The sequence below is a fragment of the Teredinibacter franksiae genome (assembly GCF_014218805.1).
GTDB lineage: Bacteria > Pseudomonadota > Gammaproteobacteria > Pseudomonadales > Cellvibrionaceae > Teredinibacter > Teredinibacter franksiae.
Map to the genome: position 1 here is coordinate 483270 of NZ_JACJUV010000001.1, position 15169 is coordinate 498438.

The 15169-nt window shown below is 46.3% G+C and carries 16 protein-coding genes; 6 read left to right on the top strand and 10 right to left on the bottom strand.

The window, feature by feature from the left end:
- Positions 1 to 60: 60 nt before the first annotated feature.
- From H5336_RS01935 to H5336_RS01945, 3 genes are all read right to left on the bottom strand, one after another.
- Positions 61 to 2310, bottom strand: a complete 2250-nt coding sequence (locus tag H5336_RS01935; protein WP_185230900.1) for an autotransporter outer membrane beta-barrel domain-containing protein — start codon at positions 2308 to 2310, stop codon at positions 61 to 63.
- Positions 2311 to 2907: 597 nt separating this feature from the next.
- Positions 2908 to 3384 (bottom strand): hypothetical protein, encoded by a 477-nt coding sequence (locus H5336_RS01940; protein WP_185230902.1) that lies wholly within the window; start codon positions 3382 to 3384, stop codon positions 2908 to 2910.
- A gap of 1 nt (position 3385) precedes the next feature.
- Positions 3386 to 3559 carry a hypothetical protein gene (locus tag H5336_RS01945; protein WP_246439000.1) on the bottom strand — a complete coding sequence of 58 codons (174 nt, stop codon included), beginning with the start codon at positions 3557 to 3559 and terminating at the stop codon, positions 3386 to 3388.
- Positions 3560 to 4327: 768 nt separating this feature from the next.
- Here H5336_RS01945 and H5336_RS01950 point away from each other — a divergent pair.
- The 3 genes from H5336_RS01950 to H5336_RS01960 are packed head-to-tail and all read left to right on the top strand — an operon-like array spanning position 4328 to position 6355.
- Positions 4328 to 4813 carry a hypothetical protein gene (locus H5336_RS01950; protein ID WP_185230904.1) on the top strand — a complete coding sequence of 162 codons (486 nt, stop codon included), beginning with the start codon at positions 4328 to 4330 and terminating at the stop codon, positions 4811 to 4813.
- A gap of 15 nt (positions 4814 to 4828) precedes the next feature.
- Positions 4829 to 5317 carry a hypothetical protein gene (locus H5336_RS01955; protein ID WP_185230906.1) on the top strand — a complete coding sequence of 163 codons (489 nt, stop codon included), beginning with the start codon at positions 4829 to 4831 and terminating at the stop codon, positions 5315 to 5317.
- Between the two features lie 3 nt (positions 5318 to 5320).
- Positions 5321 to 6355 (top strand): peptidoglycan-binding domain-containing protein, encoded by a 1035-nt coding sequence (locus tag H5336_RS01960; protein ID WP_185230908.1) that lies wholly within the window; start codon positions 5321 to 5323, stop codon positions 6353 to 6355.
- 40 nt (positions 6356 to 6395) lie between these two features.
- Here the strand turns inward: H5336_RS01960 and H5336_RS01965 are convergent, their stop codons facing one another.
- Together H5336_RS01965 and H5336_RS01970 are read right to left on the bottom strand one after the other, a co-directional pair.
- Positions 6396 to 7595: a type II toxin-antitoxin system HipA family toxin gene (locus H5336_RS01965; RefSeq protein ID WP_185230911.1), complete on the bottom strand. Its 1200-nt coding sequence runs from the start codon at positions 7593 to 7595 to the stop codon at positions 6396 to 6398.
- An 11-nt stretch (positions 7596 to 7606) separates the two neighbouring features.
- Positions 7607 to 7921, bottom strand: a complete 315-nt coding sequence (locus H5336_RS01970) for a helix-turn-helix domain-containing protein (RefSeq protein ID WP_185230913.1) — start codon at positions 7919 to 7921, stop codon at positions 7607 to 7609.
- A 1049-nt stretch (positions 7922 to 8970) separates the two neighbouring features.
- Between H5336_RS01970 and H5336_RS01975 the strand changes: the two genes are divergently transcribed.
- The 3 genes from H5336_RS01975 (at position 8971) to H5336_RS01985 (ending at position 11321) form a co-directional block, all read left to right on the top strand.
- Entirely contained in the window at positions 8971 to 9423 is a 453-nt protein-coding gene (locus H5336_RS01975) for a DEAD/DEAH box helicase family protein (protein ID WP_185230915.1), read from the top strand.
- Positions 9424 to 9483: 60 nt separating this feature from the next.
- Positions 9484 to 10080, top strand: coding sequence for a hypothetical protein (locus tag H5336_RS01980; protein WP_185230917.1), 597 nt, complete (start codon positions 9484 to 9486; stop codon positions 10078 to 10080).
- Between the two features lie 818 nt (positions 10081 to 10898).
- Positions 10899 to 11321 (top strand): hypothetical protein, encoded by a 423-nt coding sequence (locus tag H5336_RS01985; protein WP_185230919.1) that lies wholly within the window; start codon positions 10899 to 10901, stop codon positions 11319 to 11321.
- Positions 11322 to 12256: 935 nt separating this feature from the next.
- Here the strand turns inward: H5336_RS01985 and H5336_RS01990 are convergent.
- The 5 genes from H5336_RS01990 to H5336_RS02010 are packed head-to-tail and all read right to left on the bottom strand — an operon-like array spanning position 12257 to position 15168.
- On the bottom strand, positions 12257 to 13207 hold the full coding sequence (locus H5336_RS01990) for an AgmX/PglI C-terminal domain-containing protein (RefSeq protein ID WP_185230921.1): 951 nt from the start codon (positions 13205 to 13207) through the stop codon (positions 12257 to 12259).
- A gap of 14 nt (positions 13208 to 13221) precedes the next feature.
- Positions 13222 to 13722 carry an ExbD/TolR family protein gene (locus H5336_RS01995; RefSeq protein WP_185230923.1) on the bottom strand — a complete coding sequence of 167 codons (501 nt, stop codon included), beginning with the start codon at positions 13720 to 13722 and terminating at the stop codon, positions 13222 to 13224.
- On the bottom strand, positions 13723 to 14265 hold the full coding sequence (locus H5336_RS02000) for an ExbD/TolR family protein (RefSeq protein WP_185230925.1): 543 nt from the start codon (positions 14263 to 14265) through the stop codon (positions 13723 to 13725).
- 18 nt (positions 14266 to 14283) lie between these two features.
- Positions 14284 to 14901 (bottom strand): MotA/TolQ/ExbB proton channel family protein, encoded by a 618-nt coding sequence (locus H5336_RS02005; RefSeq protein WP_185230927.1) that lies wholly within the window; start codon positions 14899 to 14901, stop codon positions 14284 to 14286.
- A 24-nt stretch (positions 14902 to 14925) separates the two neighbouring features.
- A complete protein-coding gene (locus H5336_RS02010; protein ID WP_185230929.1) occupies positions 14926 to 15168 on the bottom strand; it encodes a hypothetical protein in 243 nt (80 codons plus the stop codon).
- Between the last annotated feature and the right edge of the window lies 1 nt (position 15169).

Consider the following 15169-nt stretch of genomic DNA (forward strand, 5'->3'; position numbering starts at 1 on the left):
CTCATGGCGCACTCGTTTCCCAATCGGTTGGTTTCGTTTTCTCTATAAAATTTTTTAGCTTTAAAAGGCGTATTTAAATAAAATAACAGCATCGCCCGTCACTAAATCGACTACAGCAACTGATTTGAAATCATTAACATACACAAGCCCCCGCGCCTCCCAGAGTTCCATATCATAATGCGGGATTTGACCTGGCGGTAATTCTGAACGAATAGCAGTGGTGCGCCCATAATCTTCACCTGCCTGCAAATTCATTACTCGAATCTCCTTCAGGGTGCTATGGTCTATCGCGCCGGTAATATACATGCGCGTTTCATCACCACTGATTTCGGTATCATACGGGGTAGAAATCACAGAGTTCCCCTCTGGCACATCTTCTCCTGAAATGAAAGTACGGAAACCTGTCTCTAAATCGACCGATAGAGTAGAGTCCGAAATACCACCTGTAGTTGCATACACAACCCCGCCAGCAGGAGCAATTGATATAGAGCTATAGCCACTTCCAAAGGTATGCCCCTGATCAACATTCGCCGGATCAGAAACCACATTACGTTGCGCAGAAGCAAGATTCACCTTGAATAATATTCCCCCACCATTATGCGCCAACATGTATGAAGAATCCGAAGCTATGCCTTTATATTCATCAGACCGCCTTATCGAATCAATAGATTCTTCCGGGTCATTAAAAGCCGTTTCAGCAAAGAGTGTTCTCTCGCCCGTTTCTAGATCAATCTCATGGATATCCTTCCCCAAACAAAACAATCTTGGCTCAGGCAAGTTATCAAAATAGGCCAAGCGAAACACACGATTATTCAGCGTATCATTATCATTAAGCGGGTCTTCACCATTAGAGAAAACGCTAAGCTCTCCTGTTTGTGGGTTCATTTTGTAGATTTTCCTATATCGCTCCGCCGCCACGAGGGTTTGATAGTTATCGATGAACTTCAATGCATACAGATTGACTACATCATAATCATTCAACGGAAAGGCCCCTGTTAAATCATCACGACGCGTAATAGTCGCCAATACTTCTACTTCACTGCTATTACCCACTGCATCAGTCGCGATAACAGCAATTTCAGTATCGCCAAGCGCCAGAGGCACGGTAACTTGCCAGTTGGCAAAATCATCTGAACTTGCTGCATCTATACCGTTTACTGTTATCGCCGTAATACTGCTCATGTCATCCGTAGCCACACCACGCACCTGCAGTTCCGCTTGATCGGTTAAACCCACCTGAGTAGGAAAATATATTTCTGCAACGGGCGGCGTGTTATCAACCGGTGAAGCAATGGAAAACGTATCGCTAACACCACCCACCGTCAACACAACATTCTGTGTCGCTGAAGCTAATGTGGGGGCAATGCCTCTTACGATAACCTCTTGCTCAGAAGAAACCGTACCCGCAACCGATACAAAAGCTCCACCCGCAATGGAATATTCACCACCGGTAATACTAATAGGTGCTGCATCGTTAATGGCCGTAATGGAAATTGAATTAGATTCAACGGTACTGGCAAATACAGCATCGACTGCGTCGGTAAAACTAAACACCTCTGGCGTTGTGTCCTGCGCTTCTGTCACCACAGAAAAAGTCTGGCTAGCAGTACCTATATTAACGGTGACATTCAACGTTTCATCAAAGTTTGCACCAGCGGTTACACGCACCGCCAACGTTTGGTCGTTGGCTATTTGCCCTGCGGCACTGGTAAAACTCCCTCCATCTACAGAATATTCTCCACCAGCAGAAACAGAAATATCAGCAAGGGTGTTTAGCCCGGTAATGGTTATGCTTGTGGTAGTGGCAAGCTCTCCACGCTCATAATTGAGCTGAGGTAAGGTAAAAGAAAAATCAGTGGGGGTTGTATCGGCTGGCTCTGTAACCACCGTAAAGGTCTGACTCTCAGTACCGATATTAACGGTTACCGCAACGGCATCATCAAAATTTGCACCTGCCATGGCTCTTACTACTAGCGTTTGATTATTCGCGATTTGCCCTGCAGCGCTGGTAAAGCTACCGCCGTCGATGGCGTATTCACCACCGGCCGAAATAGAAATATCCGTTAGGGTGTCTAAACCGGTAATGGTGATGCTGTCACTGGTGGCCTCTTCGCCTACCCCAAAAGTGGCTTGCGGCAGAGTAAAAGAAAAATCGGCGGGGGTTGTATCGGGGGCTTGGGTGGGCACCAATGTCGGCGTGGGTTTATTTTTTTTGTCTCCCCCACCACAAGCAGCCAAACCAACCACCGCGGTAATAAGTGCAAGCCTTATTGCTGCTTGCTTAACCACACCCATATACGAAGATATCATGACGCCACCTTTCCTTGTTTAATACTTATGAATTAAACGCAGAAGAACATCCGCGCTTATTACGAAAGGGGCTATTTATACCATATTTACCAAGATATTTTCCGGCCATCGGTCACTCAATCGATCTCTTTGTGATCAATTCAACCGTTGTCGTGTTAACCGAAGTTTTCAACAAACAAAAGGGGTTAGCGGTTAGGGTTCACTCACAAACGTCAAATACCCAACACCACTCACAATGTTTTACATTGCTGGCATATAAATGATTATTTTTTGGCGCGCTATCCAACAAAAAAGGTATGGGAACAGAGCCTAGAAACCGCCCCCTGGTGAGACTTTATCGGTGAAAAGTTGAGAACCCCAAAAGAAAACGGACACTAGAAACACCCGCCGCGCATAGCATTATGCCCGAGTAACAACATTGCAGCGTGAACAGCCGTGTGCGTTCGCACTCCCGCTTAGGCAATTATAAAACACCTCACACACAGCCCGCTCCGGTTGCGAACGCGGGAATTATTGGCTTTACCTCATGCTTAGCCTGCGCTTATATTGAACGAGGCCGATTCAAGCCACCGTGCAATAAGTGCGCTGCTAACGTTATTACTCGCAGGTTGGCTCAGATTCATAACCAAGGTAGTAGTAGCCTTCCCAAACAACCGAATCGTTTTCATACAATGAAAACTTTAGCCCCTCGGTAGTATTGCAGTAGGCAGGTTTTAGGTTAACCACACCACCTTCACCCAAAACACCAAGCGCTAAATTAACGGGCGTTTTAGATTTGACCTTGTAAAAGGAATACCCCGCTTCTGTATTTATTTTTTCTCTGTCATCCATCAACGGGTAACACTCTTCGCCAGAGGTTGCTTTTTCAATGATCATTGCTTTATCAATTTCTACCTTATGGTCAACGCGCAACAACATCAGCGGGTGTGGCAAAACAATATTGGTGTTCATTATTGCCAAGCAATTGCCGTGCATCCAGCCAACGCTGCTCTCTTCTATATCCAGAGATGATTGCGTGGGGTATGAGCACGACATCACTACAAAAGCAGAGAGCACAAGCAGGAGCAGCTTCATTTTAGCGTCCATTATATGACCAATGTGGTGCATCGGTTTTTAGTTTTTTTACCCCATAGTACTCTCCAATGGCGTGCAAAACCGTATTGGCGTTTACGTTTAGCGAATAGGTAACCGGCACGCTAGCGCCCTCTTTTTTCTTTACTTTGATGGTACCCGTCCATTTGATGGTCATATCAACGGCTTTGCCACCGATATGGTTACTCGTTAACGACGGAGGATTAATGCTTCTGGGAGCTAAACGCAGATAGACTTCTGCACTTATTGCGAAAGGCGCTATTTATACCATATTTGAGTAATGTATTAGCCGACAACAGCCACCAAAACGAACGATAAATGTGCGATTTAACATTTGATAACAATTACCCATAACCATGGCGCACAGAGTTTATTGCGGATTACACAGTTTTACAGGGCGGCCGGGAGAGCGGCAGTTTTTCGACACTATCGAGGCGCAACAAAAAACACGGGCTATCGGACACTAACGTTAGCGCCCTATTAATTGGAATACACGCGTAAGTGCTTGGAGAAATCTAGTCAATTGATTTAACCCTATGTACATCACCGCTTGCATTAAACGAGCGTAAAGCAGACCTAAAACAGGTCATACCCGCGCACGCGGGCATCTATTTTTAACGCACCCCAAACACTAGCCCCTCGTGTTCGCCGGAGCGACTGAATAGGAGGAAGGTGAGGACCGTAAAATTCCCCATACACTGCAGTGGGCATGTACAGGAAAACCAAGAGATTACCTACAGGGCACCTACACAAACTGATGTAAAGAATATTTGAAAAAACGGCGCAGACATTCATTTAACAGCTCCCTAACGCAGCTATTCCCATTTAGAAACAAATAGAAACCTATCCCAAAGCACAAACCTATTGATTGAAACAGCCGTCGGCCTTCCCTATTATGGGAGCCTACTTATCTGTGGAGCCAAACATGTTGCTGCGCTATTTTTTTGCTACTACCCTCACCTTACTTGCCGCTTGTACCTACGCCGAAGAATGCCTCGTAACGACGTTACCGCCAGAGCGACTCACAAACCTACCCGAGGCGGTTGACAGTAACAACTATACCGATACCGGCGTACTCAATGTCTCGTTTGCCAACGGTGACCAGATACTGGCCGAATACGGTACCTGCGAACTCTCTCTTAATGCGCATTACCTGATTCGAGCCACGACAACCCCAGATACACAACTTGTTCAGCGCTTTGTTACGGCTCTTACCCCAAGAGCTGATGTACAAGATGAAAGCAAAGTAAATGAATTGGTTAAACAGTTAAAAGCCAAACAACCACTGGTACTGGATGAACCCATTGAACTGACGGGCCCAACAGACACCCACACCCTAGTATTAAAAAAATCCTCCAGCCCGTTGTTTACATTCGTATTACACTACCGCTGGCAAGCGCCCTTACACTAATTGGAGCAGCGAAAGATGAAGATCAGAGCCATCTTACCTACATTTATACTGCTAGCGCTTTCCAACAGTGGATGCGCAAAAGAAGCTGAACAAGCGGCCAAACCACACAACCCCCCCCCCGTAACTGAAAGCCCGGATAAGCTCACACCCGTAAATAAAAGCACCAAAGTTATTCATCAAATTAAAGCCGAAATAATTGATAACCGCGCACTGTATATCGTCGACGAAGCCGTAAAAGGTATTGCCAGCCTGCACTACACCAAACCAGTGTCAGCCGACGTTTTGGCTAACTGGGTATTACACATTCTACGCAACCAAGGCACTAGTGATGTATTCATTCAAAAACTCGCTCCCCGACTTAAAATGAACCCTCGCCTAAATACAGACGCCTTTACTTTGCCCATCATGGACTTACACGGGAAAAAGCATATTTTTAAACTATCCGGTAACCCTGAACTTAGATTTTTCACTTTACAGTACCACAGTAGCGAAAGCGGAGAATAACCCATGTTTATTAGCGGCTCGGTTGGGGCAGGTGGCATTAACAAAAGAAACGATGTTAAATTTATTCAAGAACTGCTATCACTGTTGGCAACAGAAGATATGCGCCTCGACATACTCACAGCCGACGGTAGTTGTGGTAAAAAAACCAAAACCGCGATAGAAAAATACCAGCGCCATATTGTAAAGCTTAAAAAACCCGACCAACGCATAGACCCAAACGGCCGCTCTGAAAAAGTACTTCTGGCCAAAATTAGCGGCATGAACAAATCGACCGTTGCCGATACGGCCAAAAAATACGGCCTTGCCAAATCAGGCGCACATGTGCACGCCACAGGCCCCAAACAAATCGTATACCGTACAAACGCACGCAAAGTACTTTCCAGCTTTACAGAAGACGTTATAAAACTAGCGATGACTTATGCTGGCATAAACAAGTGCGACATATCCAGCACATTACGCACCTTCGAAGACCAAACACGCATCATGTACAACAACTGTGGCGCCTACCCCAACGCCACATCGGTAGCAACACTGCGTTCCGCCAGAGGCTGGGGATACGCAGCCGCTGGCCGCTCTGTGGAAGAAGTGTATTACGCTAAAAAAATTGAAGGCCAAGAAAAATGCAAGCGGGCCATGAAAGATAAGATTGAAGCGCTCTACAAAGAGAGCAAAAAAGTTTCGCTACACTGCGTAAGCGAAGCAGACTATAAAAATAAAAACGTATTGGATATCCCCTACTCCAGCGTTAACGCTGGCAAACTACGGGAATTCGAAACAGCCCTGATGGGCATGACCCGTGAAATCAAAAATATTCGCTATAAAAAGCCCGCACAGGGCGAAATTTACATTGACCGGCTAATAATTGAAGATAAATGCTGGCACTTGGAACTACCGCAAGCAGGTAAAAAAATAATCGATAAAGACAAACAAGCCATCAGCGTTACTACCGCTAGCAAAGGGCCGAAAACTACGACTCAAACGCAAACACTAGAAGGCGCATTACGAGATCTGTTAAGGTATTTGGAGAAATTCATTTAGGACGGTGAACAAGCATGACCTAGGGCAATGCAGTAAAACCTTAACTAGCCTCAACTTTTTCCAGCCGCGCCTTTAATACCGCAAGCTCACCCTCTTTCATGCCTAAATTTTTAGCACGCTCAACAATCTGGGTTACCGCAGGTTTTATGTCGTGCATGATCTTCTCGGCTTCCTGCTTACCCAACTTAAAAGCGGCACATTTAGACAGAAGGTTTTCACGAGTTGCTTGCGCACCCTGCCCGCCCAAACCGATAGCGTGATCCCCAGCGCCTGCACCGGGCACTATGTCGTAGGCTGGAGACAAGCGGTAGGTGTTTTTAATGCCCATTAAAAAACCGTGATTTTTCAGATGGTCGTCTTTGTTTGCGCACAGTGCGTTAAAGACCATTCGTTTAAAAAGTTCACGGCAGTCTTCCTGTGGTTCTCTAGAAACTCGATGTGTCAGTTCGGCCAGGCGTGGATAGGCATATGTTTGGTAATAATTTTCGGTGTTGGCATTCGCTCCCCCCATTAAGGTATAGGCCGATAAAAAGTGATGCCGTATTTTTTGCTCGCGGTCGAACCGTTTAGTGAGGTATACCGTTTGCCCTCGTATTTTTTCAAGCCTGTGCTCCGCAACTCGAATGCCACAGGTTTGTGCGGCCGACATTGCAGCAGCTTCGGCGATTTGAATATCGAATATATCGTTGTCGCGACCAAACTTCGCTATCCATTGGTCGCCTTCATCGTCGATTAGTAGTGCTTTTGGTCTTGCGCCTGGCAAGCTTGAACCAGGGTGAAGCAGGTTTTCTAATCTTTCTGGAAGCGGTTTACTCGCAGCCAGCATTTTGAGTGCTTTGGCGATATCGTCTAAGGCATCAAATTTTACCAACAGAGAGCGCTCTTCGAGCTGCAAGCTTTCACTTAACGCCAGTGCACCCACGCCAAACGGCCCGTTAGCGATATGATAATCCAACGGTGAGCTTGCCTCGCCTATGGTGCGGGCGTATAGCATTCGACCGAATTCATCTGGGCCAGAGTCCTGAATAGCTAAAGGTAAGGCATTGAGTATAAAGGTGCGTGTGCTTAACGGCAGTTGGCGCGGGTCTAATGAGAAGGCATTTGTTCGCTTGAGGTACGACTGGCCGTAGACAAAGTAAAAGCGCTCCAACCCTCGGTTCTCGCGATGGTGCTGTACTTTACCAGCGACTACGTCTTCTCCCTGTAGGTTTACGAACACATAGGCTTCTTTAACCAGCATGGGTATCGCCTTTAAAAGTCAGAATCTAAGGTAACGCTGTTAGCTGACACCCGCCCAACACGTATAGACTGCCCCAACTGGTCTTTTTCGGGCGTGCCCACATCCCTTAGGTGGTCTAACAGCCCCAAAGCATCAAGCGAGGCTATTAACACGCCCCAATCCAATCCCGGCTTACCCTGGCACATTTTACGAATAGTCTCCCGCGACACCCCTACCCGCTGGGCAAACGCCATTTTGGACTCACGGGTATCGATGGCGATTTCAAGGTTTTTACCCAGCTCCTGCAGCAATTCACAGGCGGGTTCTGACAGGTAATACTTGGTCATATCGCAAACTATAATTGGCATAAATAGATTTAACGCCAATTATAATTGGCGCACCATTTAAATCAAGCTTTTTAATCGTTGCAAGGGTGGGGATGAAGGTCAGTGGACCAGCAGGGTAAGAGTCTCTGATTCTAAGCGCCACGAAAAACCGCCGACTTCCCGCCTCCGCCCCGCTCGACTGGCACCGAGTTCTAACCACCTGCAACCCCGAAAAGCGCGTTAAAACGCTCATCACCTAGCACCCAAGCCTTTATGGGTTGCGTCAACAGCTACACTTAGCTCACGCGCCTCCACTCTGTCGATAAAAGTGAACGGGGGGGCGCCACCCGCACTACCCACCCGTACTACCCACCCGCAACTACCCACCTGCATATAAACCGGATACAGGGTGAGTAGCGGGGCTTACCTGCCAATGGCATTGCCTTGGCCGTTAGCCCAGGAATACTGGCTGGCATTCGCCACATAAAAACAGACTTAGTGATTATTTCTAGGCCGGATCACATACCGCACACAACCGGCAACATAAAGCCGAAGCAAACGTGCCACAGGCACGCTCTATTAAATAATTTTACGATTTGATGATTAAAGCGCTACTAAATCAACTGGCTTGGCGCGCAGCGTCAATGATTCATTCCCCGTTAATTCAACCCACTAATTCACTTCACTAAGTCTGTTCGTGAACTTTACAATCAACCAGAATAATCAATTCGCACTTACCGAAAATCAAAGTCGGCATAGTTACTTATTGCTTGTGATTTAATTACTATTTTTTTGTGAACTAATCACAAACACCCGTTATTTCCACCAACAGTGGAATTGTGTCGCGCTACAACCTTTCACAACGTACTCGCTTATATATACTGCACCCGCCTGCTTGGATTACGCAGGAAATCCTCGAACCGCACCAATACGATATAAGGAAAATATCATGATCAAGACTCTTCAAAAAACCTGAAGCTATTCAAATAATTTTCCGATGTAACTGATGCGGCATACCTAGCTGTAGATTATTTTACGAATAATCTACACACATTTAAAAGGAAATTAATATGAAATTAGGTCTATTCTGTGGAGCGCTATCCACACTCGCTTTATTAACAGCCGCTGAGGTGCAAGCCTCTGACACCTCAACGTATTCTGCCTATACGCGCGGCTACACTTACAACATTCCCGAATCAAGAGTTAGTGCTCTGTGTGGGGATATAGACGGCTGTAAAGTGCGTATTTCAATGTACAACTGGGACGGAAATCGGCGCACAGCGTCACGCGAATCTCTACTTTTTTATAACGCTAGCAATGGTAATTGGCGCGATTTGGATGGCGACACTCAGGGCACAACCGGCAACAATGGTACACAGCATATCATGCAGGCTTGGTCCTGCTACTTTACGGATGGCCGCTATTCCAACTGGTCAAACCTAGGTGACACCAACGCAAATTTCGCCGTACTATCTTGGAACCAGTACAATGCATCCGCCTGTCGCGTAACACTTATCGATTAATCGAGCGTAATAAATTGGTAGCGTGCGACATTTTTGTCGCACGCTCTTATGGCAATTCATATGCATATTTTCAATAAAAAACTAGTTATCTTGTCTGTTTTGACTGCAATATTCAGCGTTATCGGGGTAGCTAGCCATTACCTAAACCGCATGAATAAAAGTGAAATATTCGATGATATAACGGTACACAATATCCAGCACACTATCGAACCAAGAAAGAACCATAATGTGGACAGCACACTAAATAGCGCAAGCAATTCGAGTAGCGCCCAAATTAAAGTTGATACCGCAGAGAAAAGCAAAGTGGAGCAGCAAGAGGACGATGAAATAATATTGGAAATCACGGAACGAGATCTTATCGTTGCAACATGGGAAGCACAACACTCGCCACCCGAACCCAATGACAACAATTATGACACCGCATACGACAGCCCGTTTTTAGCCGAAGTAGATCTTTATAACCAAGATGATGAGTGTGCGGAAGATTGTGCTGATGCGTTGCAAGAATTACTACCTGCTAAAGGTGAGTATGCTGACCAAATCAATTCCGGCGCCCTCGCCCAACTGTCTATTCTTGAAGGCACTGTAGATCAAAGTGAACAAATACCTTTAGTTCAACCTGATCCATCTTTAGACCCACCAACTGACGAAGACTAATAGCGTCAAGTCATTGGTTTTTCAGACACGAAGCGAAACCAAAATCTATGCCCTTACTCCTGCAATAGAATAAAGAAATTCTCAACGCTTTTTGAGCTTTCAACCCCCCTCCCCGATAATCTGATTCAGCCAATATAAACTGAATATCCATAGAAGATATTTCAAACACCTCGCTAGCCTTAGAAAAGGGTATAGTCTCCCCTTTTTGTTTTTGCCGAATATATCCAGAATGACTTCATACTCTTTCACCAGCCGAGCCAATACTAGCGCCCCCTCCCTTTCCATACTTTCTGTTTTGCTATGAACCGTTGACTGCCAGGCATTTTCTATTTCATCAATCGCATTCAATTCCGAACACCCCATAATAAACATAAAAACCAAAAGCATAACTATGCGCTTCATCGTTATTTAGCTCAAGTGCCCCATACTGTCGATAAAAAGTGACCGGAACGCGCCCCACCCGAACTACCCACCTGCATAAAAACCGGATACAGGGTGAGCAGCGGGGCTTACCTGCCAATGGCATTGCCTTGGTAGCTAGGCCAGGAATACTGGCTGGCATTCTCTACCGTACGCGCCCTTGCCGGATTTCACTCGATCTAGCGGCAGCTTAAAAGCCACCGACCACAACTCTAGCCATAAAAACAGCCGTTAGTCGATCAACCAAATGATTATTGCTCCACGGGCTACGTTTTTAAAAAGCTGTAAATACAATAAAAAAGTTTGAACCCTGATAGAACTCGTTACGACACATCTATAAGCACACAGTGAATAAAACATTTAACGAACTAAAAGATGTACGCCTGAGGAGGCCCACAATGAAAAAATTTGCTTTGAACGTAAAATTAAGCGCATTGACTATGGTTATTAGCTTTGGGGCATTTATGGCTCCTGTCGCATCGGCCTACACCGTATATAACCTTGCCAATAACTACTACGCCATAGTATGTACCGATGGCCAAATCTTCTCTTATTCTGGTGGTGCTGGTGGTGTGGGCATTGTTGCCCCTGCGCTTTGCGAAGGCCATGGTGGCCTTGCCGGCGGTAACGGCGGCGGCCCAACCCCAGTGGCAGCAACCGCAGAAATAGAGCGCATCGCTAAAAGCTGTGTAGGCGGCAAAAAGATCGATACGAAAACTACGCAGTGTACAACCCGTATTCGCGTTAACCGTATTGAGATGAAATCGAGTGTTTTATCACCACGGGATGCCGCTTCTGGCTTGCCTACGGGTAAACGTTAGTTCAACCGCTAAGGAAGAGTTGTTAATTGCGAGTTTTAAACACAAAAGCCCACTGCTCGTTGAGCAGTGGGCTTTTTCTCATTGCTCATCGGAAAAAGAAAGAGGACGGAGGGACTAAATTCTCATCTACTCTGACTTTTGCAAGATCGCCCTCGCTTCTTCACCCCCAGATTAATGCCGTACTTTTCTTCGATTTCTTGGCAAAATCGATCATCTCTTACTGGGTGGCTATATTGCACACTCTGCCGAACTTTGTGTACGTCTTTCGCATTCAGTGTTTCGCAAAAGAGCTCTCTGTATACGCGCCGCCTTACGCTATCTTCAGCGGCCAACTTCATGTACTCGTCATGGGGAGTGAGCCAGGAAACGCTCCCGCAGGCACTTACTTCGTAGCTAGACCGTTTGTAGCCCGGCGCACCATGTTAGCTCCTACTGGGTTTAGTTCAATATACCAGTAACAGAGCATTAAACACTTTTCACTTTACAGCAAAGTTGAACGATGACGACCCTATCATAAAGTGCCCCTTCTGCTGCATTGCCAATTCACGTACTGTGCATAGCGGCTACCAACTACTTTTAAGGTATTCGATAAGCTATGAGGATGCTCTGGCGTCGCCAGGAAATGGATATGATTGGTCATCAGGCCGTATGCGTGAACCTAATTCCATAGCGCGGGGAAACCCCTTTCCATAACTGCAAACAAAACTGATAGCGCCTGATTAGAACACTTACCTTGCTTTCCTCCGGAGGTACCTACCATTGTATGAAGCACACCCTCCTGGGCCTTTAGTCAGCTAGCTTGAAGCATTCTCTTTTCTCCTTGTAATGCTGTACTGAATTTGAGTACGGCTAACAACGCGCTAGCAAACACCACGTCTATTCATATTATTCTCTCGACAGCAAATATAAACGATTACTATCGTGTAAACGTGGTCCTACGAAGGTAAAAACTCCACCGGAAACACAACGGTGACCGGCTCTACACTCTTTTCCTGGAACTTAAACATTTTCACCCGCGCCAACAATCGTCGCTCTAGGGATGGATCGTTGAGTTCGCTCGAAACGATACGAGCCGCCGTTACTTTTCCCTCCGGCGAGATGGTTAGCTCCAGTACAATTTTGCCTTTTAGGCCCGGTTTTTTGCGGCGTTCTCGGTTGTAGATGGAATACAGTGAACCTTTGTGTTGGTCGAACACCAAGGTGATTTCTTCTTCGGAGCGAACGTTATCGCCTCGTTCACGTTGTTGGCCGCTGCTGCCGGCGGCCGCTATGTTACCGTCGGCGTCTTCTTTAAATAAAGACTGCTTAACCAGTGCGACTTCATGACGAGAGATCCCTGTGGTACCAATACCAGCCACATAATCGCCGTCGTTAATGCCGCCACTACCCTCTCCGGCACCGGCCAGTAAGGTTTCGGTGCCAAGGCTTGCAGCTTTGGTTTCGCCTTTGCTTTCTTTTAGGTCGCCATTGACCAAATCATCTACGGCACTCGTGTCTATTAAATCAGCCAGTTCGTGGCCCAGCGCCAGTAACCCGCTGTCGGCGGCTTTGTCGCGGGCTTTCTTTTCAACTTCGGTAAGCGGTTTTTCATCTACCTTCTCTACCTGCCTGGCCACCGTAGGCTTGGGTTTCGGCGGTGGGGGGGGTGGCGGTGGTGGAGGCGGTGGGGTTGGTTTTGGCCGCTCTTCAATAAACTGCGCTACCCGATCGGGTAGAGGTGACCTTTTTTTGCGCTCTGGTTCTGGCACGTCTACGTTGCTGATTATTGCCGCGGTAATAATAGCGACTGAAAATACAGCGAGCAGCACCAGCACAAACAGCCGCTCAGTGCGCTTTGAGGCGGGTTGCCAGTCCAGAGTTATTGATCGGTAAGTCGTGTTCGTCATCCGATAGTTTTCTTTTATGATTTACTTTTGGCTTTTTGATTGGCAGCAAAAGCGATTTTTCGATAATTAGCCTGCTGACAAGTTTTGAGTATTTTTCTTACTAACGCATAGGGGATATTTTCATCACCCATAATGGTTACCGCTCTACCAGCCTTTTCGTTTACCGGGGAAATAAACCCTAACGAAGCCTGATATTCCAGTTCTTTGTTCAACGCTGGAATAGTTTCTTCTTCGCTGCTTTGCAACTCAGCAATGGTGGCTACCCGCCTACCCTGCACTAAAATATCGTCGCGGGTTATTACAATCACCACCGTTTCTTTTGGTGCTTTGGTGGCAATGGAAGACGGTAACGTCAAATCTTTTGCGCTGGGTAGTTGTTGCGTGTTCGATGAGTTAACCAACAGAAAGAATACCAATATGGTGAAAATATCCATCAACGATACAAGGTTAAGTGCAGGCTTCTTCTGCAGTTTATGATTGCGCTCCATACGCCGTGCGCGCTTAGATAATTGCATCTATTTAGCCTCCTCGGTTACCGCAGCATCTACTTCTCCGGCTTGCTCTTCCTTTGGTGCATCACCGATGGACACATTGGGAAACAGCTCTACCAGCTCTAGTGTTGCAACCTGTACAACTTCTGCATAGCGAACATGGTCCATCACCTCTATCATTGTTCTGTATTTAACAGCGGGGTCCATAAGCAGCGAAATATTCTTTTCTTGTGGAAACCGGGTTTTAATTTCGATAAGTACATCGGCAAATATATTCCAGTTAAACTCACCACTTTCAGGGTTGCGTGCCACCTCTTTCATTTGACCAAGAATCGCGTCTTGTATAATCAAACTGTTTTCAGTAATGCGCACCTGAAGCTGCAGCTTTATTTCTTCGTTTTCTTTTTGTTTCGCGTCTAACGATGGCAGGTTTAACTCCAGCACTGTCATTCTGGAAAATACTGCCGTTATCAACAAAAATGGAACGAGAATAACCATAAGATTCAGGAAAGCCGTGATATTCAGCTCTACTGTTTCCTGCATTCGGTTTTTTCGTATTCGTTTCATTACTACGCCCTAGCGGCCTTATTCATCGGTCATTAAGTTGAGGCACTTTACCGCCGCCATTTCAATATTATCGACAAGGCGAACTGTTTTGGTAGAGAGGTATGAATGAATAAGGATAAGCGGAATGGCAGCGGTAAGGCCGAAGGCGGTGGTATTCATAGCTACCGAAATACTCGCCGACAGCATGTCAGCTTTTTCAGCGGGGTCGGCGTTAGCAACAGCCGTAAAAGCCTGTATTAGCCCGATAATTGTTCCTAACAGCCCCAAGAGCGTTGCAATATTGGCCAGGGTCGCAAGGTAGTGGGTACGCTGCTCCAGCTCGGGAACAACTTCCATTATGCCCTCGTCCATTGCCGACTCGATTAGCTCACGCTTAGCACTACTCTTCTTCCGAGAAAAACCGTACACCAGTACACGTGCGAGTGGCGTATTCGTACGACTCACCGCCAGCTCGGCCCTCTCCAAGTCGTTTGCTTTTAGCATAGGCGTAATACCTTTCCATACCTTATTGGTTTTTGCCTGAGTAGAGAGAAGATAAATGAGTCTTTCCAAAGCAATAGCCAAACCAAGTGCCATTACGGCTAAAATGGCGTACATAAACGGCCCGCCCGTTTGGAAAAATTTAATCAAGTCCATAAGTTAACCTCTATAAATTGGGGTTTATTTTGTAAAATTTGGTTGTGTATCTGTAGGCCCGTAGAAAACAGTTGTCATGCTGTTACCTTTACTGGTGAGCACTTCATTTTCGTCACCGCCCTCCGTTTCAACACCATTGTATTCTTGGTCTACTGCGTTAAGTATGTGCCTGCGCTGTGCACGATACTCTTCTGTAGACAAACTTCTGTTGTAATACGCGCGTGAAAGTTCGCGAATCATTTCGGAATAACTGTGATTTTGTGACATT

What these genes read in the sequence shown, in the direction of transcription:
- H5336_RS02005 (WP_185230927.1), bottom strand. Translation starts at nt 14,901, where the DNA reads ATGGACTTGATTAAATTTTTCCAAACGGGCGGGCCGTTTATGTACGCC.
- H5336_RS01955 (WP_185230906.1), top strand. Translation starts at nt 4,829, where the DNA reads ATGAAGATCAGAGCCATCTTACCTACATTTATACTGCTAGCGCTTTCC.
- H5336_RS01945 (WP_246439000.1), bottom strand. Translation starts at nt 3,559, where the DNA reads ATGACCATCAAATGGACGGGTACCATCAAAGTAAAGAAAAAAGAGGGC.
- H5336_RS02000 (WP_185230925.1), bottom strand. Translation starts at nt 14,265, where the DNA reads ATGAAACGAATACGAAAAAACCGAATGCAGGAAACAGTAGAGCTGAAT.
- H5336_RS01985 (WP_185230919.1), top strand. Translation starts at nt 10,899, where the DNA reads ATGAAAAAATTTGCTTTGAACGTAAAATTAAGCGCATTGACTATGGTT.
- H5336_RS01970 (WP_185230913.1), bottom strand. Translation starts at nt 7,921, where the DNA reads ATGACCAAGTATTACCTGTCAGAACCCGCCTGTGAATTGCTGCAGGAG.
- H5336_RS01950 (WP_185230904.1), top strand. Translation starts at nt 4,328, where the DNA reads ATGTTGCTGCGCTATTTTTTTGCTACTACCCTCACCTTACTTGCCGCT.
- H5336_RS01980 (WP_185230917.1), top strand. Translation starts at nt 9,484, where the DNA reads ATGCATATTTTCAATAAAAAACTAGTTATCTTGTCTGTTTTGACTGCA.
- H5336_RS01965 (WP_185230911.1), bottom strand. Translation starts at nt 7,595, where the DNA reads ATGCTGGTTAAAGAAGCCTATGTGTTCGTAAACCTACAGGGAGAAGAC.
- H5336_RS01935 (WP_185230900.1), bottom strand. Translation starts at nt 2,310, where the DNA reads ATGATATCTTCGTATATGGGTGTGGTTAAGCAAGCAGCAATAAGGCTT.
- H5336_RS01975 (WP_185230915.1), top strand. Translation starts at nt 8,971, where the DNA reads ATGAAATTAGGTCTATTCTGTGGAGCGCTATCCACACTCGCTTTATTA.
- H5336_RS01960 (WP_185230908.1), top strand. Translation starts at nt 5,321, where the DNA reads ATGTTTATTAGCGGCTCGGTTGGGGCAGGTGGCATTAACAAAAGAAAC.
- H5336_RS01995 (WP_185230923.1), bottom strand. Translation starts at nt 13,722, where the DNA reads ATGCAATTATCTAAGCGCGCACGGCGTATGGAGCGCAATCATAAACTG.
- H5336_RS01990 (WP_185230921.1), bottom strand. Translation starts at nt 13,207, where the DNA reads ATGACGAACACGACTTACCGATCAATAACTCTGGACTGGCAACCCGCC.
- H5336_RS01940 (WP_185230902.1), bottom strand. Translation starts at nt 3,384, where the DNA reads ATGAAGCTGCTCCTGCTTGTGCTCTCTGCTTTTGTAGTGATGTCGTGC.
- H5336_RS02010 (WP_185230929.1), bottom strand. Translation starts at nt 15,168, where the DNA reads ATGTCACAAAATCACAGTTATTCCGAAATGATTCGCGAACTTTCACGC.